Genomic DNA, 25,161 nt, shown 5'->3' with positions numbered 1-25,161 from the left:
CGGTGACCGCGACGGCCCGTTCCGTCCTGCACATCATCGCGCACCAGGACGACGACCTCTACTTCATGAACCCCGACCTGGCCCGTTCCCTCCAGGACGGCGATCAGGTCACCACGGTGGTGGTGACCGCGGGGGAGGGCGACGGCATCAACGCCGACACCGGCGATCCGGGGCGCGGCGGGACGGCGCCGGACTTCGCCCGGTACAGCACCGAACGCGGCTGCGGACTCCGGTCCGCGTACGCCCTGATGGTGACCGGTGACCGCGACCACCCCTGGCGGCGGGAGCCCGTGGACCTCGTCCCCGGCTTCGCCGCCGAGCGGTTCGTGCTCACCGGCCACGACAAGGTGTGCCTGTACTTCCTCCAGCTGCACATGGGCGCCCCCGGGCCGCGGGGTGTCCGCACCCGGCTGCACCAGTTGTGGGGCGGCACGCTGCACACCCAGGCCACACTGCCGGTGCACGGCTGCACGGTCGGCGAGGTCCAGCACGTCACCCGCGAGCAGGTCATCACGGGGCTCGCCGCGCTGCTGGGTCACCTTCGTCCGACGTCCGTGCGGACGATGGACCCCGACCCCGAACACGACGGCGGAAAGACGGAGTTCGTCTGCTCCGACCACGTCGACCACACGGTCACCGCCGAGTTCGCGCTCGCGGCCCTCGCCCGTCACCGCGAGGCGGGGCACAACCCGGTCGTCGAGTGCTACCGCGCCTACGCCAACCGCTTCTGGGGCTACAACCTCGACTCGGCGGCCGCCACGGAAAAGGCCGCGTACCTGGCGACGTACGCCGGCATCGACGCACCCGCGACCTGTCGGCACGGCACCTGCGGCACCTGCGGTGACCGGCAACTGGGCGGCAACCCGTACCGCAGTACGCACATGCTGAGCTGCGCCTACCGCTACTCGCCCACCACGGACTGGCTGCGGCTGGGGCCGGGCGGGCGGCTGAACGCCTTCGGGGTGCTGGCCGGCCGGCTCGCCTTCTGGACCGAGACCGCTCCGGCGAGCGGTGAGTGGAAGGGCCCGTACGTCCTGGGCGACGGCTGGCTCGCGTCCACGCTCGCGGTGGCCGGGCTGCCCGGCGGTCCCGCGGAACTGGTGGGCCTGCGCCGTCAGGTGGTCGCGGGCGGCACGGTCACCGCCGACGTCGTGCACACCGTGCAGGATGCCGACGGCAACGGTTTCAGCGGCTGGCACTCCCTGGAGAACCCCGACTGGACCCAGGCCGACGGGCGCCGGCAGCGGGAGGTCGGCGTACCGTCGGCGGCCGTCGACGGGGCCGGCCGGCTGCACGTCTTCGTCCGCGACTTCGACCAGGGCATCTCCCACCGCGGCCGGGACACGGACGGCAACTGGACTGCCTGGACCGGCATCGGCGGCAACTTCGTCCAGGACGCGGGCACCACGCTGACCACCTCGCGGGGCACCGTGGAGCTGTACGTGCCGGGGAAGAACTCGGTATGGCGCTGGTACCAGGCCGAGCCCGGCGGTTCCTTCCTGCTCGACGACACCCTGCGCACGGGCCGGCCCGCGACGGGCGGAATCACCGCGGTGGACTCGGGCGACGAGCGCACCTGCCTGTACTTCCGGGAGGCGGGCACCCAGCAGGTCATGGCCTACCGGCAGCACGCCGACGGCCGCTGGCCCGGTTCCGGCGCCGGGGTCGGCGGCCACGGCGGCACCGGCGCCGTCGCGGCGCTGTGGGCTCCGGAACGGGGTGCCCGCGAGGCGTTCCTCGCGCACCGCGGCAGCAGTGGACGGCTCGTGGTCTCCCTGCCCGACCGGGACAAGGACCACTCCGGCGCGCACTGGCACGAGTCGGGCGAGACGTTCGCGTACGCCCCGGCCATGGCGTACGACGCACAGGGCGCGTTGGTGGTGGCCGTCATCGGCGTGGACGGCCGGCTGCACGTCCGCCGCCAGCTCTCCGCGTCCGTGAGCAGTCCGCTCGGCCCCTGGCTCTGCTGAGCGCGGCTCCGAACGCCGAAGTGGGCCCCGCCGTCGGCGGGGCCCACTTCACCTGCTCCGGGAGGTCACGCCGGTACCGACGCCACCCCCGCCTCCAGGAACCGCTTCCCGTTCACCCGCTCCGAGACCCCCTCGCGGTCCAGGTACGGCGTGATGCCGCCCAGGTGGAAGGGCCAGCCGGCGCCGGTGATCAGGCAGAGGTCGACGTCCTGGGCCTCGGCGACGACGCCCTCGTCGAGCATCAGGCCGATCTCCTGGGCCACCGCGTCCAGGACGCGGTCGCGGACCTGCTCTTCGGTCAGGACGGAGTCGCCCTGCTTGAGGAGCGCGGCGACCTCCGGGTCCAGCTCCGGCTTGCCGCTGTCGTAGACGTAGAAGCCGCGCTTGCCCGCCTCGACGACCGCCTTGAGGTTCGGGGAGACCGTGAAGCGCTCCGGGAAGGCGCGGTTGAGGGTCTCCGAGACGTGCAGGCCGATGGCCGGGCCGACCAGCTCCAGGAGGACCAGCGGGGACATCGGCAGGCCGAGGGGCTCCACCGCCTTCTCCGCCACCGGCACCGGGGTGCCCTCGTCGATGACGTTCTGGATCTCGCCCATGAAGCGGGTCAGGATGCGGTTCACCACGAACGCCGGGGCGTCCTTGACCAGGACCGCGGTCTTCTTCAGCTTCTTGGCGACGCCGAACGCCGTGGCCAGCGAGGCCTCGTCGGTCTGCTCGCCGCGGACGATCTCCAGCAGCGGCAGGATCGCGACCGGGTTGAAGAAGTGGAAGCCGACGACCCGCTCGGGGTGCTTCAGCTTCGAGGCCATCTCCGAGACGGAGAGGGAGGAGGTGTTCGTGGCCAGGATCGCGTGCGCGGGGGCCACCGCCTCGACCTCGGCGAAGACCTTCTGCTTGACGCCCATCTCCTCGAAGACGGCCTCGATGACGAAGTCGGCGTCCGCGAAGCCCTCGGCCTTGTCCAGGACGCCGGTCACCAGGGCCTTGAGGCGGTTGGCCTTGTCCTGGTTGACACGGCCCTTGCCGAGCAGCTTGTCGATCTCGGCGTGGACGTAGCCCACGCCCTTGTCGACGCGCTCCTGGTCGATGTCGGTGAGGACGACCGGGACCTCCAGGCGGCGCAGGAAGAGCAGCGCGAGCTGGGAGGCCATCAGACCGGCGCCGACCACGCCCACCTTGGTGACCGGGCGGGCCAGCGACTTGTCGGGCGCACCCGCCGGGCGCTTGCCGCGCTTCTGGACCAGGTTGAAGGCGTAGATGCCGGAGCGCAGTTCGCCGCCCATGATCAGGTCGGCGAGGGCCTGGTCCTCGGCGTCGTAGCCCTGCTGGAGGTCGCCGTTCTTGGCGGCGGCGACGATGTCCAGGGCGCGGTAGGCGGCCGGGGCGGCACCGTGCACCTTGCCGTCGGCGATGAACCGGCCGCGCGCGACCGCCTGGTCCCAGGCCTCGCCGCGGTCGATCAGCGGACGCTCGACGGTGATCTCGCCCTTGAGGACGGACGCCGTCCACAGCAGCGACTGCTCCAGGAAGTCCGCGCCCTCGAAGATCGCGTCGGCGATGCCGAGTTCGAAGACCTGCTCGCCCTTGAGCTGCTTGTTCTGGTTGAGGCTGTTCTCGATGATCACCGAGACGGCTTTGTCGGCGCCGATCAGGTTCGGCAGCAGCGTGCAGCCGCCCCAGCCGGGGACCAGGCCGAGGAAGACCTCGGGGAGGGAGAAGGCCGGGAGGGCCGCCGACACCGTGCGGTAGGTGCAGTGCAGGCCGATCTCCACGCCGCCGCCCATGGCCGCGCCGTTGTAGTACGCGAACGACGGCACCGCGAGGTTCGCCAGGCGCTTGAGGACGTCGTGGCCGCCCTTGCCGATGGCCAGCGCGTCCTCGTGCCGCTTGAGCAGCTCGACGCCCTTGAGGTCGGCGCCCACCGCGAAGATGAACGGCTTGCCGGTGACGCCGACGCCGACGATGTCGCCGTCCGCGGCCTCCTTCTCGACCTGGTCGAGCGCGGCGTCGATGTTCGCCAGCGACTGCGGGCCGAGCGTGGTCGGCTTGGTGTGGTCGTGGCCGTTGTCCAGGGTGACGAGGGCGAAACGCCCGGCGCCCAGGGGGAGGTCGAAGTGGCGCACGTGGGCGCTGGTGACGACCTCGCCGGGGAACAGCTCGGCCGCACCCTTCAGCAGCTCTGCGGTGGTGCTCACTTGTCCCCCTCGAAGTGCGGGTTCTCCCAGATGACCGTCGCGCCCATGCCGAAGCCGACGCACATGGTGGTCAGGCCGTAGCGGACGTGCGGCTGCTCCTCGAACTGGCGGGCCAGCTGCGTCATCAGCCGGACGCCGGAGGAGGCCAGCGGGTGGCCGAAGGCGATGGCGCCGCCGTACTGGTTGACGCGCGCGTCGTCGTCGGCGATGCCGTAGTGCTCCAGGAACGCGAGGACCTGGACGGCGAAGGCCTCGTTGATCTCGAACAGGCCGATGTCCGAGATGGACAGACCCGCCTGCGCGAGGGCCTTCTCGGTGGCCGGGATCGGGCCGTAGCCCATGACCTCCGGCTCGACGCCCGCGAAGGAGTACGCGACCAGGCGCATCTTCACGGGGAGGTTGTTCTCGCGGGCGAAGTCCTCGCTCGCGATGAGGGAGGCGGTCGCGCCGTCGTTCAGACCGGCCGCGTTGCCCGCGGTGACCCGGCCGTGCACGCGGAACGGCGTCTTCAGGCCCGCCAGGTTCTCCAGCGTGGTGCCCGGACGCATCGGCTCGTCGGCGGTGACCAGGCCCCAGCCCGTCTCACCGGCCTCTTCGTTGGTGCGGCGCACCGAGACCGGCACCAGGTCGGCCTGGATCTGGCCGTTGGCGTAGGCCTTGGCGGCCTTCTCCTGGGAGCGCACCGCGTACTCGTCGGCGCGCTGCTTGGTGATCGAGGGGTAGCGGTCGTGCAGGTTCTCCGCGGTCATGCCCATGAACAGGGCGGACTCGTCGACCAGCTTCTCGCTGACGAACCGCGGGTTCGGGTCCACGCCCTCGCCCATCGGGTGGCGGCCCATGTGCTCGACACCGCCCGCGATCGCGACGTCGTACGCGCCGAAGGCGACCGAGCCGGCCACCGAGGTGACGGCGGTCAGGGCGCCCGCGCACATGCGGTCGATGGAGTAGCCCGGGACCGAGGTGGGCAGGCCCGCCAGGATGCCGGCGGTGCGGCCGATGGTCAGGCCCTGGTCGCCGATCTGCGTGGTCGCGGCGACGGCGACCTCGTCGATCTTCTTGGGGTCGAGACCGGGGTTGCGGCGCAGCAGCTCCCGGATCGCCTTCACGACCAGGTCGTCGGCGCGGGTCTCGTGGTAGACGCCCTTCGGGCCCGCCTTGCCGAACGGGGTGCGGACGCCGTCGACGAAGACGACGTCCCTGACGGTACGAGGCACGATGGCTCTCCTCCAGGGTGCGGGATGGCACTGCTGCGGCACGCATGCACTGAGCGCGCGCTCAGCCCCATGCTACTTATGAGTAACGTAGCTGCCCAGTCCCCCCGGCCGGAGCGGCGAAGGTCACACCGTCCGTCACACCACCGGAGGAAGTACCGCACCCACGACCTTGGCCGGAATCCGCCGCTCCCGCTACGCCGCCTCCCGGCTCAGCGCCGCCACCAGTACCGGTGTCACCTGCTCCACCTGCCAGGGCCGGGCCCCGTGTCCGGCGAGGGCCGCGCCCACGGACTCGGCGTCGACCACCGCGGGCGGCTCCCAGCAGACCCGGCGCACCGTGTCGGGCGTGATCAGGTTCTCCTGGGGCATGCCCAGCCGCTCGGCCAGCGCCGTCACCGCCGCGCGTGCCGCGGTCAGCCGGGCCGCGGCGGCCGGGTCCTTGTCGGCCCACGCCCGCGGCGGCGGGGGGCCGGTCACCGGCTGGCCGGGCTGCGGCAGCTGCGACTCGGACAGCGCCCTGGCCCGGTCGACCGACAGCTGCCACTGCTCCAGCTGCCGGCGGTTCACCCTGCCGAACCCGTTCAGCGCGGCCAGCGCGTGCGCGTTGGGCGGCAGCGCGAGGGCGGCCTCGACGATGGCCGCGTCCCCGAGCACCTTGCCGGGGGAGACGTCCCGGCGCTGCGCGATCCGGTCCCGGGCCTGCCACAGCTCCCGCACCACGGCGAGCTGGCGGCGCCGGCGCACCTTGTGCATGCCGGACGTACGGCGCCACGGGTCCTTGCGCGGCTCGGCCGGCGGGGCGGAGGCGATCGCGTCGAACTCCTGCCGGGCCCACTCCAGCTTGCCCTGGCGGTCCAGCTCCTTCTCCAGGGCGTCCCGCAGGTCGACCAGCAGCTCGACGTCGAGCGCGGCGTAGCGCAGCCAGGGCTCGGGCAGCGGGCGCGTCGACCAGTCGACGGCGGAGTGGCCCTTCTCCAGGACGAAGCCCAGGACGTTCTCCACCATCGCGCCGAGGCCGACGCGCGGGAAGCCGGCGAGCCGCCCGGCCAGCTCGGTGTCGAAGATGCGGGTGGGCACCATCCCTATTTCCCGCAGGCACGGCAGATCCTGGGTGGCCGCGTGCAGCACCCACTCCGCGTCGGCGATCGCCGCACCGAGGCCGGAGAGGTCGGGACAGGCCACCGGATCGATCAGCGCGGACCCCGCGCCCGCACGGCGCAGCTGCACCAGGTACGCGCGCTGGCCGTAGCGGTAGCCGGAGGCGCGCTCGGCGTCGACGGCGACGGGGCCGCTCCCGGCGGCGAAGGCGGCGGTCACCTCGGCGAGGGCGTCCGCGTCGGCGATCACCGGCGGAATGCCCTCGCGCGGTTCCAGCAAGGGGATCGGCGCCTGACTCACAGAAGATCCGGCGTCTTCCGGAGGGGCGCCTCCGGTGGTTCGCAGTGGACGGTCTGCTGCGGTTTCGTGGGCGTCGGTCACCTGTCAAGGGTATCGGTGGATCGACGGAGCCCGCCGACGGAACGTTCCGTCGGCGGGCTCCGGGGGGTCGTAAACCAGTCAGGTCAGTGAAAGACCGGCTTCACGGGGCGTTGTCGGGGGAGTGGGGAGCGGGAGTGGAGTGCGGGGGAGCGGGGGACCGGGGAGCGGGGAATGGAGATCGGGGGAATCGGGGATCGGGGCGGTCAGTGGATGATGCCCGTGCGCAGGGCCACCGCGACCATCCCGGCGCGGTCGCCCGTGCCGAGCTTGCGGGCGATGCGGGCCAGGTGGCTCTTGACGGTCAGGGCGGACAGGCCCATCGAGACGCCGATCGCCTTGTTCGACTGGCCCTCCGCGACCAGCCGCAGCACCTCGACCTCGCGGCCGGAGAGCTCGCGGTAGCCGCCCGGGTGGCTCGGGGCGCCCGGGGGGCGGCGGTGCAGACGGGCGGCGGCCGCGCCGATGGGGGCGGCGCCCGGCCGGGTGGGGAGCCCGACGTTGGTACGGGTGCCGGTGACGACGTAGCCCTTGACGCCGCCGGCCAGGGCGTTGCGCACGGCGCCGATGTCGTCGGCGGCGGACAGGGCGAGCCCGTTGGGCCAGCCCGCGGCACGGGTCTCCGACAGCAGGGTCAGGCCCGAGCCGTCGGGGAGGTGGACGTCCGCGACGCAGATGTCGCGGGGGTTGCCGATGCGGGGACGAGCCTCCGCGACGGACGAGGCCTCGATCACGTCGCGCACACCGAGCGCCCACAGATGGCGGGTGACGGTGGAACGGACGCGCGGGTCGGCCACGACCACCATGGCGGTCGGCTTGTTCGGGCGGTAGGCGACCAGGCTTGCAGGCTGCTCGAGGAGAACGGACACCAGGCCTCCTGGGGTGCGGGGACGGGGCCGGCTCATGGGGTTTAAGCCGGGACGAACCGTGCTTTCAAGGTCACAGTCGTCTTCGGCACCGAACGCGTCCTCCTTTAGAGAATGATCACGATCTGGTGAGTAACAATCCGAGCAATTCGGACACGCTGTCGATCATTCGAAGATCGAACGGTTCCGCACTTTGTCGATACGAGGCCGAAAGTGGCCGTGTCGACAAAGTGACGGAACCTCCTCCGGGCATGCGGACCCCCTGCCCGGAACGATGAACGACGGCTGGTGACGGGTCAGCGCGACTGCGGGCCGCGCCGCTGCGGCAGCGTCACGACCGAGGCGTCGCCCGGCGCCGCCGGCGGCAGACCCGCGACCTGGGCCAGCAGGTCGCACCACGAGGAGAGGTGCGCCGCGGTGTCCGGGACGCCGCCGAGACCCTCGCGCGGCGTCCAGGACGCCCGGATCTCGATCTGCGAGGCGGACGGGCGCGCCGAGAGCCCTCCGAAATAGTGGGAACTCGCACGCGTGACCGTGCCGCTGGGCTCCCCGTACGTCAGCCCGCGGGCCTGGAGCGCGCCGGTCAGCCAGGACCAGCACACGTCCGGCAGCAGCGGATCCGCCGCCATCTCCGGTTCCAGCTCCGCCCGCACCAGCGTCACCAGCCGGAAGGTCCCGTGCCAGGCGTCGTGCCCGGCCGGGTCGTGCAGCAGCACCAGCCGCCCGTCCGCCAGGTCGTCGTCCCCGTCCACGACCGCGGCCTCGAGGGCGTAGGCGTGCGGGGCGAGCCGTTTCGGGGCGGGGGTCGCCTCCACCTCGATCTGCGGCCGCAGCCGCGCGGTCCGCAGCGCCTCCACGGCGGCCGCGAAGGGCGGCGGCACGGTACTCCCGTTGCCCCCGCCGCTTCCGTTGCTTCCGTTGTGGCCCCCCTTGTGCCGGGCCTCTTCCTCGGTCCCCTTCGCCTCGTCCATTCCGCCAGCGCCGTCCGACAGTCGTCCCTGAGCCGCAGCCATGCGGGGAACATTAAGCGGAACGGCGGCCCGGCGCAGGGAGGGACACCCGCGGGCGGACGCGATGTCCGGATCACGCGGCCCCGCGGGGGCACGCGGGAGCCGCCCCACCCGTGGTCCGGTGCCGTTCCGGGGGCATGCGAGACTTGCCGGTGTGAGTGCCAACCAGAGCCCCGCGGGCCAGCCGCCGACCGCCACGTACGACTCCGCGTTCCTCAAGGCGTGCAGGCGTGAGCCGGTGCCGCACACCCCGGTGTGGTTCATGCGGCAGGCCGGGCGCTCGCTGCCGGAGTACCTGAAGGTGCGCGAGGGCATCCCGATGCTCGAGTCCTGCATGCGGCCGGAACTGGTCGCCGAGATCACCCTCCAGCCGGTGCGCCGGCACGGGGTGGACGCGGCGGTCTACTTCAGCGACATCGTGGTCCCGCTCAAGGCCATCGGCATCGACCTCGACATCAAGCCCGGCGTCGGCCCGGTCATCGCCGACCCGATCCGCACCCGCGCGGACCTGGCGCGGCTGCGCGACCTCACCCCCGAGGACGTCGCCTACGTCACGGAGGCCTTCGGCCTGCTCACCCGCGAGCTGGGCGCCACCCCGCTGATCGGCTTCGCGGGCGCGCCGTTCACCCTCGCCAGCTACCTCGTGGAGGGCGGCCCGTCCCGCAACCACGAGCACACCAAGGCCCTCATGTACGGCGACCCGCAGCTGTGGGCCGACCTCCTGGACCGGCTCGCCGGCATCACGGCCGCCTTCCTGAAGGTGCAGATCGAAGCGGGCGCGAGCGCCGTCCAGCTCTTCGACTCCTGGGTCGGCGCGCTCTCCCCCACGGACTACCGCCGTTCGGTGCTGCCCGCCTCCCGCAAGGTCTTCGAGGCCGTCTCCGGGTACGGCGTGCCGCGCATCCACTTCGGTGTCGGCACCGGCGAGCTGCTGGGCCTGCTCGGCGAGGCCGGCGCGGACGTCGTCGGCGTCGACTGGCGCGTCCCGCTGGACGAGGCGGCCCGCCGCGTCGGCCCGGGCAAGGCGCTCCAGGGCAACCTGGACCCGGCCGTCCTCTTCGCCGGGCGGGAGGCGGTCGAGACCAAGACCCGCGAGGTCCTGGACGCGGCGGCGGGCCTGGAGGGCCACGTCTTCAACCTCGGCCACGGCGTCCTGCCGACCACCGACCCGGACGCGCTGACCCACCTCGTGGAGTACGTCCACACGCAGACCACCCGCTGAGGGCACCCGCCCGGGGAGGGGCTCCGGCTCAGAGCACCGATGCCTGAGTCAGGGCCTCCGCCGCGGCGACACCCGAGGCCGCGCTCGCGCCGTGGGTGAAGATCTGCGCCGCCGCGGCGGGGCCGGCGCCCGGCAGGCCCATCTCCACCACGATCGCGTCCGGGCGGGCGGCGGTCAGGCCGGTCACGGCGCGGCTCATCCACGCGTGCCGGGCCGCGTCGCGGGCGACGATCACCAGGGGGCGCCCCACGGCCGGTTCGAGGGCGCAGCTCTCCAGCGCCACCGTCCCCTCCTCCAGCTCCTGCCCGCGCACCCGCACGGAGGTCGTACCCGGCAGGCGCTCCCGCAGCGGTTCGGCCACGCCCCACGGGGTCTCCTTGCCGATGGCCATGTTGGTCACCGGGGCCAGCTCGACCACGTGCGGCGCGGCGGTCAGCGGCAGGGCGGCCCGCGCGGCACCGGTGAGCCGTACGGCCCGGCGGGCGGCGACGTGGCCGATGCCGTCCCCGGCGGCCTCCCCGGCGGCGCCGGACGCCCGCAGCCCGGCCGACCAGCGGGCGAACTCCCGTACCCGGCCCGCCGCTTCGGCCAGCCGCTCCTCGGCCAGCTCCCCGCCGGTCACCGCGGCGGTCAGCGCCTTGACCAGGAGCGCGACGGTGGCCTCCTCGGCGCTCTCGCCGCCCACGCAGACGGCGTCCACCCCGGCGGCGACGGCCTTCACGGTGGCGCCGTCGATGCCGTAGCGGCGGGTGACGGCGCCCATCTCGATGGCGTCGCTGACGACCAGGCCGTCGAAGCCCAGCTCCTCGCGGAGCAGGCCGTGCAGGATCCGCCGGCTCAGCGTGGCCGGCAGGTCGGGGTCGTAGGCGGGCACCAGCAGGTGGCCGCTCATGACCGCGCGCACGCCGGCCGCGAGGGCGGCCCGGAACGGGGGCAGCGCCTGGGCGGCGATCTCGTCCCGGCCGGCCGGGTAGGCGGGCAGGTCGTGGTGGGAGTCGACGGCGACGTCCCCGTGGCCGGGGAAGTGCTTGGCGCAGGCGGCGACGCCGGACGACTGGAGGCCGCGGATCCACGCGGTGGTGTGGCGCGCGACCACCTCGGGGTCCGAACCGAAGGAGCGTACGCCGATGATCGGGTTGTCCGGGTTGGAGTTGACGTCCGCGCTCGGCGCGTAGTCGAGGCTCACCCCGGCGGTGCGCAGCTGCCGGCCGAGGTCGGCGGCGACCGCCTCGGTCAGCGCCGGGTCGTCGACGGTGCCGAGGGCGAGGTTGCCCGGCCGGGACGACCCGGTGGCGGACTCGATGCGGGTGACGTCGCCCGCCTCCTCGTCGATCGCGACGATCAGGTCGGGGTTCTCGGCGCGCAGTCGCGCGGTCAGCCGGGCGACCTGCTCGGTGGAGACGATGTTGCGGGAGAAGAGCACGACGGAGGCCAGTCCGTCGCCGATGTCGCGCAGGATCCAGTCGGGGGCCTCGGTGCCCACGAAACCCGGCTGCAGAACGGAGAGCGCGAGCCGACGCAACTCGCTGCTGTGCTTGCTGGAGGACATCGGCCGCGCCTTTCGGGTGGATTCTTGGTATAGACCAAGGAGGTGCGCGTTCAGGTTAACCAGGCGTGTCAAGAGTGCCCCTCGCCGAACTCGGAAGTAACAACTCGCCTAGTCGGGAGGGGTGTTGACACCCCGCCTTGGTCTAGTCCATTGTGAGGCGCAAGTTCGGCGAGGGACGGATGTGACGTCAGTTTCCGCGCCGGGCACCTGCCGCGACCGGACCGCGAAGTCCGCCGCCGCGGCGACGACTTCCGTACGACGACTTCCGTGACGACCACCCCGGACCTCGCCCCGCTCCCGCCCCGTGCCGCGAGCGGGCCCGCTGCCACCACCCGACCTCATGTGCGACGGCCCGACCACCGTCGTGCACACCGCCGTTGCCCGCACGGGGCGACGGCGAGGATCTGGAGCACCACATGGCGACGCCCGATTCCTACCTCCACCGAGCCCCGTCGGACCTGCCCTACTTCAGCGCGGACGCCGACACCTACCTGGCCCGCACCCAGCTGCGCGACCTCGACAAGACCCGTCCGCTGCGGGTGCTGTCCGAGGAGGACTTCGCCCACTGGCAGACGTACGGCTACGTCGTCGTGAAGGAGGCGATACCCGCCGACTCCGCGCGCCGACTGCTCGACTTCGCCTGGGAGTTCCAGGGCCTCGACCCCGAACGCCCCGACACCTGGTACCAGGACCGCGAGTACCGCTCCGACCTCGACCGGGAGCTGCACATCTACGGCTTCGTCGAGGCCTACCACCACCAGCTCATCTGGGACAGCCGCCAGACGCAGCGCGTCTACGACGCCTTCGTCGACGTGTGGGACTGCGAGGAGCTGTGGGTCACCCTGGACCGGCTCAACCTCAACCCGCCCAACACGGGCAACCGCGACCGCGCCCTGATCAACAAGCCGGACCGCGGCTTCGACATCGACCTGCACTGGGACGTGGACACCACGCTCGGCGTCCTGCCGCAGCGCGTCCAGGGCATCATCGCGCTCAACGACACCAAGCCCGACCACGGCGGCTTCCAGTGCTGCCCCGAGCTGTTCCGCCGCTTCGACCGCTGGAAGGCCCTCCAGCCCGACGGCCGCGACCCGATCAGGCCCGCGATCGACCGCGAGGACATGCCCGTCGTACGGCCCGACCTGGAAGCAGGCGACCTGCTGATCTGGAACGGCCTGCTGGCCCACGGCGTCGCCCCGAACGTCTCCGGCGAGGGCGTGCGCGCCGTGCAGTACCTGTCGATGATGCCCGCGCTGGAGTCCCACCGCACCCTGCGCGACTCCCGGATCGACTCCTGGCGCACCCTCGCCACCCCCGACTGGAACGTCACCCTCCTCGGCGACGCCCACCGGCACGAGTCCGAGCGCTACGGCCCCGCCGAACTGACCGACCTCGGCGCCAGGCTGCTCGGCCTGAAGTCCTGGCACGCGGACGCCGGCGCCGAGAGCGGCGACCAGAACAGCGACCGGAACGAGGCCACCGGGGACGGCGCATGCGCGGCATCTGCCTGACCCTGCCCACCAACCGGCACTGCCCGGACACCGTCGCGGCCCTGGGCGAGGAAGCCGCCTACGCCGCCGACCACTTCGACATCGATGTCCATCTGCTGGTCCTCGACTCCTGCCCGCCCGCGGAACGCGCCGCCCACGCCGCCGCGTTACGGCGCCTGCCGGCCCACCCCCGGATCACCGCGCACCACCTCGACGAGGCGGCCCAGCGCGACTTCCTGACCCGGGTGGCGGCACGCTCCGGGAGCGCCAAGCCCGAACTGCTCCTCGACCTGATGCTCCCCGACGGGCTGTCCTACGGCGCCTGCACCAACCGCGCGTTCCTGATCGCGGCCGCGCTCGGCTGCGAGTCCGTCCACCGCAGGGACTCCGACAGCCGCTACCAGAGCGTGGACGGCCGTACCGTCTACCCCGTCCACCACGAACTGCTGTCGCTGGGCCAACGCGCCGCCGACGCCGCGGCCGGCGTCACCGAGCCGGTCGCCCTCCCGGACCACCTCCGGGAGCGGCGGGTCGCCATGGTCGGCAGCTCCTTCGTGGGTGAACTCTCCGTCGACATCGCGCAGATACGGGACACCGACCCCGACGTCTACCACGACGTCGTCTCCCTGTGGGCGCCCGAGGACTGGTCCGCCGAGCAGAAGCGCGCCCTGGTCGAGGAGTCCTTCACCGGCGCGGGCACCGAACCCTTCACGGCGGACCACTCGCTGCTGACGGTGGTCGACCCGATGCGCGTGGACATGTGCAACATCGCCTTCCACGGCCCGACGGTCAGCGAACGCGTGCCGCTGCCGCCCGCCCGGGACACCATCGGCAGCGACTACTTCCTCATCCACCTCGTGCACGACGCGCGGCTGCCGGGCGTGCTGCACAACCGGAACATCGTCAACTACTACACCGGTGAACGCCGGACGGGACCCGGCTTCCTCGCCTACCAGACCCGCTTCGCCAAGTTCCTGCTGTCGATGCTCTACTTCCACCACGTCTACGACCGCATGGCCGAGGCGGGCGACGCCCTGCTGGACGAGCACGGCCGGGTCCGCCCCGACACCGTCGCCGCCCTGGCCCGCGAGAGCACCGGCCTCGACACCGCGGAGAACGTCCGCCGGCTCGACGCCCTGGACGCCGCTTACCGAAGGCTCGGCGGCAGATACGCCGACTTCGCCGACCTGCTGGCCGGGCGACGCGCCCGCCTCCTGGACGAGGCACGCGGCGACATGGCCGACTTCGCACTGCTGACGGAGGCGTGGGAGTCCATGGTGGCCGCGGCCAGGACCACCCCGGTCCGCCTGCCCGAGGGGCAGCAGCGGTGAGCCCCCTGACGGCCGCGGACCTCGGCGAACCCCTGGCCGCCGCGCTCGCCGCCGCCACCGAGGACCGGCTCGTGTACGACCTGGCCGGCATCGAGCGGCGCCACGACACGCTGCTCGAGGAACTGCCCGGCGTACAGGTGCGGTTCGCGATGAAGGCCTGCCCGGTCGACGAGGTCCTCGCCGCCCTGGCCGGCCGGGGCGCCGGTGCCGACGCGGCGAGCCCCGGCGAGGTCGAGCAGGCGCTGCGGGCCGGGGTGCCGGCCGGGCGCGTGCACTACGGCAACACCGTCAAGTCCGACCGGAACATCGCCGAGGCCCACCGGCTCGGCGTGCGCACCTTCGCCACCGACAGCCTCCAGGACGTCGCCGCCCTCGCCGCCCACGCCCCCGGCGCCCGGGTGTTCTGCCGGGTGGCGACCGGCGGGGCGGGCGCGCTGTGGGGGCTGAGCAACAAGTTCGGCTGCCCGCCCGGCGACGCCGTCCGGGTGCTGGTGGCGGCCCGGGACGCCGGGCTGGTGCCGGCCGGCCTGTCCGTGCACGTCGGGTCCCAGCAGATGACGAGCGAGGCCTGGCACGGCGCCGTCGACGACCTGGGCGACGTGCTGCGCGCACTCGGCCGGCGCGGCATCCGCGTCGACCACGTCAACCTCGGCGGCGGCCTGCCCGCGCTCGGCTACCGCGACCGGCACGGCGCCCCCCTCGACCCACCGCTGGACAAGATCTTCGCGGTGATCCGGGAGGGCATGGACGAGCTGCGCCGGATCCACGGCGGCCACCTGGACTTCGTCGTCGAACCCGGGCGGCACCTCGTCGCCGACCACGGCGCGATCCGCGCCCACGTCGCCCGCCTCACCGAGCGCCGGGCGGCCGACGGCGAGCGGCAGCACTGGCTCTACCTGAGCTGCGGCAAGTTCAACGGCCTGTACGAGATGGACGCCCTGCAGTACCGGCTGGTCTTCCCGGGCCACCCCGAGGGCCCGTACGTCCCGGCCGTGGTCGCCGGACCCACCTGCGACAGCGACGACGCCTACTCCCACGAGGAGGGGCTGGTCCCGGTGCCCGCGGCGCTGGCCTCGGGCGACCCGGTCTGGGTGCTGTCCTGCGGCGCCTACGCGACCAGCTACACGACCCGGGGCTTCAACGGCTTCGCCCCGCTCCCGTACACCTTCGCGGGCCGCCCGGAGGGGACCGGCGCCGATGACTGAGACCGTGCGCGTACGCCCCCTCGCCGACGGGGACTGGGACGCGGTCGTGACGCTGGAGCGGGACGCCTACACCGGCCTCGGCCTGTCGGAGGGCCGGGCCGCGCTCCAGTCCCGGGCGGCGGCGTCGCCGGACACCTGCTTCGTGGTGGACGTCGGCGCCCGTACGGCGGGCTACCTGCTCGCGCTGCCCTATCCGCCGCACCGCTACCCGGACCTGACGCGGACGGAGGCGGCCCGGGACGCGTCCGAGCCCGGGAACCTCCACCTCCACGACATCGTCGTCGCCCCCGGGCTGCGCCGCCGGGGGCTCGGCCGGCACCTCCTGCACCACCTCACCGCCACCGCCGGGGCGCGCGGGGACGAGCGGATCTCCCTGGTCGCCGTGGGCGGCACCGAACGGTTCTGGTCGGCGCGCGGCTTCGTGGCCGAGCCGGGGGTGGTGCCGCCCGGCGAGTACGGCGGCGACGCCGTCTACATGTCCAAGCCGGTGGCGGCCGCCCGGCGGACCCGGGGCCGCCCGTCCCTCTCCCCGCCCGCCCCCACCCTGCGCGAAGTGAGCTGATTGCGCGTGACCCGTCTCCACGACCCCTTCCGGCGCGGCCAACTGGCCATCGCCGCGCTCTTCCTGTCCCTCGGCTTCCAGTACGCCACGTGGGCCGCGCGGATCCCCGCCATCAAGGCCGACCTCGACCTGAGCGCGGCTGAGGTGGGGGTGCTCCTGATGGCCGCGGGGGTCGGGGCGGCGGTCTCCTTCCCGGCGGTGGCCTGGCTGATGCGCCGGATGGGCTCGCGGCGGCTGGCCCTGCTGTCCCAGCTGGGCCTGGCCCTGCTGCTGCTCGCCCTGGCGGCGGCGCCCAACTACCCGGTGGCGCTGCTGGTGATGTGCGCCGACGGCGTCCTTGTCGGCTGCCTGAACGTGGCCATGAACGCGCAGGGCGCGGCCCTGGAGACCCGGCACGAACGCAACACGATGGCGAGGCTGCACGCCGTCTTCAGCGCCGGCTCGCTGCTCGCGGCCCTGCTCGCCTCCGGCATGACCGCCGCCACCGGATCGGTCGCGGCGCACTTCGGTGTCGCCGTCGTCCTGCTCGCCGCGCTGGGCGTGACGGCGCGCACCGGACTGCTCGACGAGGACGCCCCGGCCGACCGGCCGGACCCGGCCGACGACGGGGCCCCGGCCGACGTCCCGGCCGACGCCGGCCCGAAGCCGGGCCGCCGCCGCTGGACCGTGCCCTCGCGCCTGACCCTGTGGATGTGCTGCGCCATGGTCTTCGGCACGGTGGCCGAGGGCGCCATGAACGACTGGTCCGCCCTCTACCTGAAGGACATCGCCGAGGCCTCGGCGGAACTCGCCCCGCTCGGCATCGCCGTGGTGTCCGGGATGATGGTCGTCGCCCGCCTCTTCGCCGACGGCTGGCGCGGCCGCTGGGGCGACGGACGGGTCGTCCTGCTGGGCAGCGCCGTGGCCGCCGCCGGTCTCGCCGTCGCCCTGGTCAGCGGCGGCGTCGCCCCGGCGCTGGCGGGCTTCGCCTGCATGGGCCTGGGCATCGCGGCCGTGACCCCCTGCGTCTACGCCGCCGCCGCCCGGCAGGGCTCGGACGCGCTGACCCTGGTCGCCGCCATGGGGACCACGGGGCTGCTGGCCGGCCCGCCGCTCATCGGCTTCATCGCCGGCGCGAGCAACCTGGCGTGGGGCATGGGCGCCGTGGCCGCCTCGGCGGGCGCCGTCGCCCTGTGCAGCACCCGGATCAGCTGGACCGAACCGGCCTCCGTCGCGCAGAGCGAGGCGACCCCCGCCTGAGCACGCCCCGCCCGCCGATCACCACCCGGCCCGCCGTTCACCACCCCGGCCGTGCCCGCCGCCCGAACAGCAGCCCGGGCGGCTCCGGCGGGCGCGGGGTGCCCCGCCGCAGCGGCCAGGCGATCAGCATGCCGACGACGAAGCCGACGACGTGCGCCACGTACGCCACCGTGCCCGCGTCGGACACGGCGCCGCCGGAGGAGTAGACCGCCTGGAGCCCGAACCAGAAGCCCAGCACCAGCCAGGCCGGCAGCCGCAGCGGCAGGAAGATCAGGAAGGGCACCAGCACCCAGACGCGGGCCCTCGGATACAGCACCAGATAGGCGCCGAGCACCCCGGCGATCGCGCCCGACGCGCCGATCAGCGGGGCGCCCGAGTCGGCGTTGAGGAGGGCGAAGCCGTAGGTCGCCGCGTAGCCGCAGACGCCGTAGAAGAGCAGGAAGGGGACGTGGCCCATCCGGTCCTCGACGTTGTTGCCGAAGATCCACAGGAAGAGCATGTTGCCCAGCAGGTGCAGCCAGCCGCCGTGCAGGAACATCGCCGTCAGGACGCTCAGCTCCGGCGACTTGTCGTAGCCGGGTGGCGCGACCACGCAGCCCGGCCCCTGCGGGCCGACCCCCACGGCGCCGGTGGGCACCAGGCGGGGCATCCGGTGCTGGAGCAGCTCCTGGGGCACCGCCGCCCAGTGGTCCAGGAAGGCCTGGAGGTCGCACATCTGCGCGAGGCTGCCGTCGCCCGACGCGGACCCGGCCATACCGGGGGTGAAGAGGAACACCAGGATGTTCGCGAGGATCAGGGCGTACGTCACCCACGGGGTGCGGCGCGCCGGGTTCACGTCATGGACGGGGATGACCACGAGACAGTACTGCCCGCCCGGCCGGCGGTGAACCGGTCCGCCCCGTTGAACGCCCCCGTCCGTGTGTACGTATGCCCTCTCAACCGCCCGCGGCCCGGGGAAGGCGGGACGCGGGGACGACGTGAGGAACAGGCGATGAACGAACGGGTCACACCGGCTCCGGCGATGCACGCCCTGCCCGACGGCGAGGCCGAGGTCGCCCTCGTCCTCCGCCTCCCCTGGGAGGACGTCGCCCGCCTCGGCCAGGAGGCGGGGCGGCTGGCGGCGCAGATGCAGCGGCCGGTGACGCTGGACGAGGCGGTGAGCCACCGGCTGCGCTCCGCGCGCGGCGCGTCCCACGCCAAGCCGGCCGGTGAGCAGCCGCCCGCGGTACGCACCCCGGTGCCGGCGACCGCCCCGGCGTCGATGGGCGCCCCGGCGTCCGTGTCCTCCCTGCCGGCGCGGCCCCCGGCCGAGCAGGCACGGCAGGCCATCGACCGGATCAACGGCACGGCCTGACCGCGGGCGCTCCTCAGCGCTGCCGCTCGACCTCCCTCGCCGCCTTGCGGGCGGCCACCAGCACCGGGTCCCACACCGGCGAGAAGGGCGGCGCGTAACCGAGGTCCAGGGCGGTCATCTGCTCGACCGTCATCCCGGCCGTGAGGGCCACCGCGGCGATGTCGACCCGCTTGCCGGCGCCCTCACGGCCGACGATCTGCACGCCGAGCAGCCGCCCGGTGCGCCGCTCGGCCAGCATCTTCACCGTCATGGGGGACGCGTTCGGGTAGTAGCCCGCCCGGCTGGTGGACTCGACGGTCACCGTCACGAAGCGCAGCCCCGCCCGCAGCGCGTCCTTCTCCCTCAGGCCGGTCCGCGCGATCTCCAGGTCGCAGACCTTGCTGACCGCCGTGCCGACCACGCCCGGGAAGGTCGCGTAGCCGCCGCCGACGTTGGTGCCGACGACCTGCCCGTGCTTGTTGGCGTGCGTACCCAGCGGAATGTGCCGCTCCTGGCCGGAGACCAGGTCGAGCACCTCCACGCAGTCGCCGCCCGCCCAGATGTTCTCGTGGCCGCGCACCCGCATCGCGAGGTCGGTGAGCAGCCCGCCGTGGGCACCGAGCGGCAGCCCCGCCGCCGCGGCGAGCCCCGTTTCGGGGCGCACCCCGATGCCGAGCACCACCACGTCCGCCGGGAACTCGGCGTCCCTGGTCGCCACCGCCCGGACCCGGCCGTCGTCCCCGGTCAGCACCCCGGTGACCTCGGCGTCGTTGACCATGGTGATGCCGAGACCCTCCATCGCCCCGTGCACCATGCGGCCCATGTCCGGGTCCAGCGTCGACATCGGCTCCCGGCCGCGGTTGACGACCGTCACCTCGTAACCGCGGTTGATCAGCGCCTCGGCCATCTCCACGCCGATGTACCCGGCGCCGACGACCACCGCGCGGCGGCCACGCGTGCGTGCCAGCGTGTCGAGCAGCGCCTGCCCGTCGTCCAGCGTCTGCACCCCGTGCACGCCGGGCGCGTCGATGCCCGGCAGCTCCGGCCGGATCGGCCGCGCTCCCGTCCCGATCACCAGCTTGTCGTACGACGTCCAGGACTCGGCGCCCGAATCGACGTCACGCGCGTGTACCCGCCCGCCGGCCACGTCGATCTCCGTGACCTCGGTGCGCATCCTGAGGTCGATGTCCCGGGCGCGGTGCTCCTCGGGCGTGCGCGCGATCAGCGCGTCCCGTCCGGTCACGTCGCCGCCGACCCAGTACGGGATGCCGCACGCCGAGTACGAGCTGAAGTGACCGCGCTCGAACGCCACGATCTCCAGCTCGTCCGGGCCCTTCAGCCGGCGCGCCTGCGACGCCGCGGACATGCCCGCGGCGTCGCCGCCGATCACCACCAGCCGCTCGCTCTTCCCGTCCCCAGCGCTCATGTTCATGCGAACACGCTACGTGGGCGGGATCTTTCAGTCCCGCGCCCCGGGCTCCGCACCGCGCGGCCCCTGCGGACGGCGCGGCAGCCGGGGGCGTACGACCCGCAGCCACACCAGCGCGAGCAGCGCGGCCACCGCGGCGAACGGCGCCACCGCGCCCAGCACCACCGCCACCCAGCGCAGCATCGTCACGAAGGCGTCCCAGCCGCCGGCCAGCGCGTCCGTGAACCCCGGGTCCTCGTCCTCCTTCTTCTCCTCGTGCTTCACCGGCGTCTCCGACAGGGAGAGGGTGATGGTGGCCAGGCTCGTGCGGTCCTTCAGGGCCGCCTGCCGGGCCAGCAGCGCCTCCAGCTCCGCCTGACGGGTGCTCAGCTCGCCCTCCAGGCTCACCACGTCGCTCAGCCGCGTCGCCCGGTCCATCAGCTCGCGGACCCGGGCCACACTCGCCCGCTGCGACTTCACGCGGCTGTCCACGTCCACCACCTGGTCGGTGACGTCCTCCGCCTTCGCGTCGCGCCGCAGCAGCTTCCCGGCGCCCTCCAGAGCGTCGAGCACGTCCTCGTAGCGCTCCACGGGCACGCGCAGCGTCACCTCGGTCCGCTCGTGGCCCTCCGCGTCGCGGGTGGTGGACTCGTCGCCGACGTATCCGCCGGCGTTCTCGGTCACGGTGCGGGCCGCGTCGAGCGCCTTGGGCGTGTCCTTGACCTGAACGCTCAGGGAGACGGTGCGGATGATGTGGGCCGGGGTGAGCTTCGGCGGCGCGCTCGCACCGGCGCCGTCGGACCCGCCCTCACCGGCCGCGCCCGTCGTGCCGTCGGCCTGCGAGTCCTGCGCCTGCGAGCCCTGCTGCGGCGCGGCCGCCTTGGCGTTGCCGCCCGCGTCGGAGCCGGCGTCCGAGGCGCTGCATCCGGTGAGGGCGAGCGCCGTGACCAGCAACAGGCCGGCCAGGGCGCGGGCGGGTGGCACGGACCTCGGCGCCGCGGTTCTTCCTGTCGCCTGCTGTCGTACCTGCATCGTGGATCCCCCCAGGTTGGTGGCAACTGATGTCTCTACGACGCGCGGAGGGGCGCGCACGACGGCGCGGAACGGTTCCGAAGAGATCACGGTCCGGACTCGCGGCCGGCCGGGCGCCGGACGGGGCCGGACGGACGGGCGGACGCGCGGGTCGCGCGGATCGCGCGGGACCTGTGGGCCCGGGGCGGGGGCCGTCCGGCCCCGGGGCGGTGTCGGTGGCGTCTGAGACGCTGGGGCCATGAGCGCAAGTGAGACCCCGGCGGGCGAGTTCCCACCGGAAGAGGCACCCGGACACGTAGTCGTCGTCGGAGCCGGCATCGCCGGACTGGCCGCCGCCCACCGTCTCCTGGAGGCCGGCGCCCGGGTGACCGTCCTGGAGGCGTCCGGCCGGGTCGGCGGCAAGCTGCTGCCCGGCGAGATCGCCGGAGTACGCGTCGACCTCGGCGCCGAGTCGATGCTGGCCCGCCGCCCCGAGGCCGTCGGCCTGGCCCGCGCGGCCGGACTCGGCGACCGTCTCCAGCCGCCGTCCACCGCGACGGCCTCCCTGTGGACCCGCGGCGCCCTGCGCCCCATGCCCAAGGGCCACGTCATGGGCGTCCCCGGCACCGCCGCCGCCCTGTCCGGCGTGCTCTCCGAGGAGGGCCTCGCCCGCATCGAGCGCGACGCCGAGCTGCCCCGCACCGAGGTCGGCGACGACGTGGCCGTGGGGGAGTACGTCGCCGCGCGCCTCGGCCGCGAGGTCGTCGACCGCCTCGTCGAGCCGCTCCTGGGCGGCGTCTACGCGGGCGACGCCTACCGCATCTCGCTCCGCTCGGCCGTGCCGCAGCTCTTCGAGGCCGCCCGCACCCACACCTCGCTCACCGAGGCGGTCCGCGCCCTCCAGGGCCGCACGGCCACCTCACCGCCGAGCGGTCCGGTCTTCATGGGCATCGAGGGCGGCATCGGCACCCTCCCGCCCGCCGTCGCCGACTCCGTCCGCGCGCGCGGCGGCGAGATCGTCACCCACGCGCCCGTCACCGAGCTGCGCCGCACCGCGTCCGGCGGCTGGCGGATCGTCGCCGGCGACCGGGTGCTGCACGCCGGCGCGGTCGTCGTCGCCGTCCCGGCCGGGCCCGCCGCCGAGCTGCTGCGCGCCGAGGCGCCCGCCGCCGCGGCCGAGCTGTCCGCGGTGGAGTACGCCTCGATGGCCCTGATCACCCTCGCCTACCGCCGCTCGGAGGCCGCCGCGCTCCCCGAGGGCAGCGGCTTCCTCGTACCGCCGGTCGACGGGCACACCATCAAGGCGTCCACCTTCGCCTCCCGCAAGTGGGGCTGGATCGCCGACGAGGACCCGGACCTGATGGTCCTGCGCACCTCGGTCGGCCGGTACGGCGACACGGAGATCCTCGGCCGCGACGACGCGGGCCTAGTCGCCGTCTCCCGGCACGACCTGGCCGAGGCCACCGGCCTGACCGCCGCGCCCGTCGCCACCCGCGTCACCCGTTGGCAGGATGGCCTGCCGCAGTACCCCGTCGGCCACCACGCGCGCGTGGCCCGCGTCCGCGAGCACGTCGCCAAGCTCCCCGGCCTCGCGGTGTGCGGCGCGGCCTACGACGGCGTCGGCATCCCGGCCAGCATCGCGAGCGCGTACGCCGCCGCCGACCAGATCCGGGGCGACCTCGGCGGTGTGGAGCAGCTCACGGCCCACCCGGTGCAGAGCCTGCACGGCGGAGCGGGAGAATAGGGCCATGAGTGACGACGCCTCCACCCCCGCCGCCGAGCGGATCCCGAACAAGGGCAAGCTGGCCAAGGACCTCAACGAGGTCATCCGCTACACCCTCTGGTCCGTCTTCAAGCTCAAGGACACCCTCCCCGAGGACCGCGCCGGGTACGCCGACGAGGTCCAGGAGCTGTTCGACCAGCTCGCCGCGAAGGACGTGACGATCCGCGGCACCTACGACCTGTCCGGGCTGCGCGCGGACGCCGACCTGATGATCTGGTGGCACGCCGAGACCGCCGACCAGCTCCAGGAGGCGTACAACCTCTTCCGCCGCACGAAGCTCGGGCGTGCGCTGGAGCCGGTCTGGTCGAACATGGCGCTGCACCGCCCCGCCGAGTTCAACCGCTCGCACATCCCGGCCTTCCTGGCCGACGAGACGCCGCGGAACTACATCAGCGTCTACCCGTTCGTGCGCTCCTACGACTGGTACCTGCTGCCCGACGAGGACCGCCGCCGCATGCTCGCCGACCACGGCAAGATGGCCCGCGGCTACCCGGACGTGCGCGCCAACACGGTCGCCTCCTTCTCGCTGGGCGACTACGAGTGGATCCTCGCCTTCGAGGCCGACGAGCTGCACCGCATCGTCGACCTCATGCGCCACCTGCGCGGCTCCGAGGCACGTCGCCACGTCCGCGAGGAGATCCCGTTCTACACCGGGCGCCGCAAGGACATCGGCGAGCTGGTCGCCGGGCTCGCCTAGTCAGGCCCTCGGCTCCGGCTCCGGGCGCGGGGCGCACGACGTGTCCCGCGCCGGGAGGCGGCCGTCCAGCAGGTACGCCTCCAGGTGGCCGTTGACGCAGTCGTTCGGTCCGCCCGCGATGCCGTGCGTCCCGGCGTCCCGCTCGGTCACCAGCACCGAGCCCGCCAGCCGCCGCCGCAGCTCCAGCGCACCCTCGTACGGCGTCGCCGCGTCCCGTTCGGCGGCCAGGACCAGCGTCGGCGGCAGCTCGCCCGGCGCGGTGCGCACGTCGAGCGGCCGCTGCCGGGGCGCCCGCCAGTAGGCGCACGGCAGGTTGGCCCACACGTTGTCCCAGGTCTCGAACGGCGCCCGGCGGGCCAGCCGGGTGTTGTCCCGGTCCCAGACCTCGAAGTCGGCCGGCCAGGGCGCGTCGTTGCACTCGACGGCCGTGTACACGGCGTTGGAGTTCTCCGACCGCACCGCGCCCTCCGCGGTCCGGGTGCCCGCCTGGTCGACCAGCGGCTGCGGATCGCCCTTCAGGTACGCCGACAGCGCCTCGGCACGGTGCGGCCAGTAGTCGTCGTAGTACCCGGCCTTCAGGAACGCCCCCTGCAACTGCGCGGGCCCCACCGTGCCGCCCGCCGGCTCCGCCGCCAGCCGCGCACTCGCCTCCTCGTAGCTGTCCTGCACCTGCCGCGCCGTGTCCCCGAGCCCGTACACGGCGTCGTGCTCGGCGACCCACTCCTTGAAGTCCTCCCAGCGGTCCTCGAACGCCTCCGACTGGTCGAGGTTGTTGCGGTACCAGACCTGCTCGGGGTCCGGGTTCACCACCGCGTCGAACACCATCCGCCGCACGTGCGAGGGGAACAGTTCGGCGTACAGCGCGCCGAGGTAGGTGCCGTAGGACGCGCCCATGAACGTGAGCCGCCGCTCGCCCAGCGCGGCGCGGACGACCTCCAGGTCCCGGGCGTTGTTGAGCGAGTGGTAGTGCCGCAGCGCGTCCCCGCCCCGCTCCGCGCAGTCGCGCGCGTACGCCTCGGCCTCCGCGGCGCGCTCCTTCTTGTACGCGTCCGAGGGCCGCGTCGGCGCCGGCCGCGGCCCCTTGAAGAAGTCCCCGGGGTCCTGGCAGGACAGCGGCGCGGAGGGCGCGACCCCGCGCGGGGCGTACCCGACGAGGTCGTAGGCGGCGGCGATGCGCTTCCACTCGGGCACCATGCCCACCAGCGGGAAGTACAGCCCGGAGGCGCCGGGGCCGCCCGGGTTGTAGAGGAGCGCGCCCTGGCCGGAGACCTCGCGCCCGCCGCCGTCCGGGTCCCGGTGGGTGGCCCGCACCCGGCTGACGGTGAGCCGGACCTGCTCGCCGTCCGGGTGGGCGTAGTCCAGCGGCACGGTCACGGTGCCGCAGCGGATGCCGTCCGGCAGCTCCTCCGCCTTCGGGCACCTGCCGAAGTCCACCCCGGCCGCCGCCGCGCGCCGGGCGGCCACGGCGGTGCCGAGCGCCTCGGCCGATCCGGGCCCGGCCGGCGGCGCCGCCTGGACGGGGGCGGCGGTGAGGGTGGCCAGCAGCAAGGACCCGGCGGCCGAGTAGAGGGCGGCAGCTCGCATCGCGTATCCCTTCGGT

The 25,161-nt window shown here is 73.8% G+C and carries 20 protein-coding genes; 10 read left to right on the top strand and 10 right to left on the bottom strand.

From position 1 onward, the window contains the following. Nucleotides 1-2: 2 nt before the first annotated feature. Nucleotides 3-1,970 carry a PIG-L family deacetylase gene (locus Sru02f_RS27905; protein ID WP_109029750.1) on the top strand — a complete coding sequence of 656 codons (1,968 nt, stop codon included), beginning with the start codon at nucleotides 3-5 and terminating at the stop codon, nucleotides 1,968-1,970. Nucleotides 1,971-2,035: 65 nt separating this feature from the next. On the opposite strand, the gene Sru02f_RS27900 is transcribed toward Sru02f_RS27905, so the two are convergent. The 5 genes from Sru02f_RS27900 to Sru02f_RS27880 all read right to left on the bottom strand — a co-directional run bounded on the left by Sru02f_RS27900 (nucleotide 2,036) and on the right by Sru02f_RS27880 (nucleotide 8,734). Next, nucleotides 2,036-4,165 (bottom strand): 3-hydroxyacyl-CoA dehydrogenase NAD-binding domain-containing protein, encoded by a 2,130-nt coding sequence (locus Sru02f_RS27900; RefSeq protein WP_109029749.1) that lies wholly within the window; start codon nucleotides 4,163-4,165, stop codon nucleotides 2,036-2,038. Then, nucleotides 4,162-5,379, bottom strand: coding sequence for a thiolase family protein (locus Sru02f_RS27895; protein WP_109029748.1), 1,218 nt, complete (start codon nucleotides 5,377-5,379; stop codon nucleotides 4,162-4,164). Before Sru02f_RS27895 ends, Sru02f_RS27900 begins: the two co-directional genes overlap by 4 nt. 192 nt (nucleotides 5,380-5,571) lie before the next feature. Further along, on the bottom strand, nucleotides 5,572-6,858 hold the full coding sequence (locus Sru02f_RS27890) for a ribonuclease D (RefSeq protein ID WP_167469326.1): 1,287 nt from the start codon (nucleotides 6,856-6,858) through the stop codon (nucleotides 5,572-5,574). 203 nt (nucleotides 6,859-7,061) lie between these two features. Then, entirely contained in the window at nucleotides 7,062-7,724 is a 663-nt protein-coding gene (locus tag Sru02f_RS27885) for a response regulator transcription factor (protein ID WP_003972894.1), read from the bottom strand. A gap of 293 nt (nucleotides 7,725-8,017) precedes the next feature. Next, nucleotides 8,018-8,734, bottom strand: a complete 717-nt coding sequence (locus Sru02f_RS27880; protein WP_109029746.1) for a DUF3000 domain-containing protein — start codon at nucleotides 8,732-8,734, stop codon at nucleotides 8,018-8,020. A gap of 151 nt (nucleotides 8,735-8,885) precedes the next feature. Here Sru02f_RS27880 and hemE point away from each other — a divergent pair, with 151 nt between their 5' ends. After that, a complete protein-coding gene (gene hemE, locus Sru02f_RS27875) occupies nucleotides 8,886-9,953 on the top strand; it encodes a uroporphyrinogen decarboxylase (RefSeq protein ID WP_109029745.1) in 1,068 nt (355 codons plus the stop codon). Between the two features lie 28 nt (nucleotides 9,954-9,981). Here hemE and Sru02f_RS27870 read toward each other — a convergent pair whose 3' ends face one another. Continuing rightward, on the bottom strand, nucleotides 9,982-11,502 hold the full coding sequence (locus Sru02f_RS27870) for a glycoside hydrolase family 3 protein (RefSeq protein WP_109029744.1): 1,521 nt from the start codon (nucleotides 11,500-11,502) through the stop codon (nucleotides 9,982-9,984). Nucleotides 11,503-11,918: 416 nt separating this feature from the next. On the opposite strand from Sru02f_RS27870, the gene Sru02f_RS27865 reads away from it, so the two are divergent. Genes Sru02f_RS27865 through Sru02f_RS27845 form a run of 5 tightly spaced genes read left to right on the top strand, consistent with a single transcriptional unit; the run spans nucleotide 11,919 to nucleotide 17,329 of the window. Continuing rightward, the gene (locus tag Sru02f_RS27865) at nucleotides 11,919-13,013 is read left to right on the top strand and encodes a phytanoyl-CoA dioxygenase family protein (protein ID WP_109029743.1); all 1,095 of its coding nucleotides are present in this window, start codon (nucleotides 11,919-11,921) and stop codon (nucleotides 13,011-13,013) included. Continuing rightward, nucleotides 12,995-14,323, top strand: a complete 1,329-nt coding sequence (locus Sru02f_RS27860; protein WP_109029742.1) for a DUF6271 family protein — start codon at nucleotides 12,995-12,997, stop codon at nucleotides 14,321-14,323. Before Sru02f_RS27865 ends, Sru02f_RS27860 begins: the two co-directional genes overlap by 19 nt. Then, complete coding sequence (locus Sru02f_RS27855) at nucleotides 14,320-15,528, top strand: type III PLP-dependent enzyme domain-containing protein (RefSeq protein WP_109029741.1); 1,209 nt, start codon at nucleotides 14,320-14,322, stop codon at nucleotides 15,526-15,528. The genes Sru02f_RS27860 and Sru02f_RS27855 overlap by 4 nt, the downstream gene beginning before the upstream one ends. Then, entirely contained in the window at nucleotides 15,521-16,090 is a 570-nt protein-coding gene (locus Sru02f_RS27850) for a GNAT family N-acetyltransferase (RefSeq protein ID WP_109029740.1), read from the top strand. The genes Sru02f_RS27855 and Sru02f_RS27850 overlap by 8 nt, the downstream gene beginning before the upstream one ends. Nucleotides 16,091-16,096: 6 nt before the next feature. Beyond that, nucleotides 16,097-17,329 (top strand): MFS transporter, encoded by a 1,233-nt coding sequence (locus tag Sru02f_RS27845; protein WP_109029739.1) that lies wholly within the window; start codon nucleotides 16,097-16,099, stop codon nucleotides 17,327-17,329. A 37-nt stretch (nucleotides 17,330-17,366) separates the two neighbouring features. Here the strand turns inward: Sru02f_RS27845 and Sru02f_RS27840 are convergent, their stop codons facing one another. Further along, the gene (locus tag Sru02f_RS27840; protein ID WP_164275426.1) at nucleotides 17,367-18,185 is read right to left on the bottom strand and encodes a rhomboid family intramembrane serine protease; all 819 of its coding nucleotides are present in this window, start codon (nucleotides 18,183-18,185) and stop codon (nucleotides 17,367-17,369) included. A 135-nt stretch (nucleotides 18,186-18,320) separates the two neighbouring features. Between Sru02f_RS27840 and Sru02f_RS27835 the strand changes: the two genes are divergently transcribed. Next, nucleotides 18,321-18,683: a hypothetical protein gene (locus tag Sru02f_RS27835; RefSeq protein ID WP_115744787.1), complete on the top strand. Its 363-nt coding sequence runs from the start codon at nucleotides 18,321-18,323 to the stop codon at nucleotides 18,681-18,683. A 13-nt stretch (nucleotides 18,684-18,696) separates the two neighbouring features. On the opposite strand, the gene Sru02f_RS27830 is transcribed toward Sru02f_RS27835, so the two are convergent. Both Sru02f_RS27830 and Sru02f_RS27825 read right to left on the bottom strand, forming a co-directional pair. After that, entirely contained in the window at nucleotides 18,697-20,094 is a 1,398-nt protein-coding gene (locus Sru02f_RS27830; RefSeq protein ID WP_109029737.1) for an FAD-dependent oxidoreductase, read from the bottom strand. A 27-nt stretch (nucleotides 20,095-20,121) separates the two neighbouring features. Then, nucleotides 20,122-21,102, bottom strand: coding sequence for a DUF4349 domain-containing protein (locus tag Sru02f_RS27825; RefSeq protein WP_109029736.1), 981 nt, complete (start codon nucleotides 21,100-21,102; stop codon nucleotides 20,122-20,124). 238 nt (nucleotides 21,103-21,340) lie between these two features. On the opposite strand from Sru02f_RS27825, the gene hemG reads away from it, so the two are divergent. Further along, entirely contained in the window at nucleotides 21,341-22,825 is a 1,485-nt protein-coding gene (hemG, locus tag Sru02f_RS27820) for a protoporphyrinogen oxidase (RefSeq protein WP_109029735.1), read from the top strand. A 4-nt stretch (nucleotides 22,826-22,829) separates the two neighbouring features. Continuing rightward, complete coding sequence (gene hemQ / locus Sru02f_RS27815) at nucleotides 22,830-23,561, top strand: hydrogen peroxide-dependent heme synthase (RefSeq protein WP_003972879.1); 732 nt, start codon at nucleotides 22,830-22,832, stop codon at nucleotides 23,559-23,561. On the opposite strand, the gene Sru02f_RS27810 is transcribed toward hemQ, so the two are convergent. Beyond that, nucleotides 23,562-25,145, bottom strand: coding sequence for an alpha/beta hydrolase (locus tag Sru02f_RS27810; RefSeq protein WP_167469325.1), 1,584 nt, complete (start codon nucleotides 25,143-25,145; stop codon nucleotides 23,562-23,564). Nucleotides 25,146-25,161: the final 16 nt, after the last annotated feature.

The organism is Streptomyces rubrogriseus (assembly GCF_027947575.1).
Taxonomy (GTDB): domain Bacteria; phylum Actinomycetota; class Actinomycetes; order Streptomycetales; family Streptomycetaceae; genus Streptomyces; species Streptomyces rubrogriseus.
This window is presented reverse-complemented; position numbering and strand designations above follow the sequence as displayed.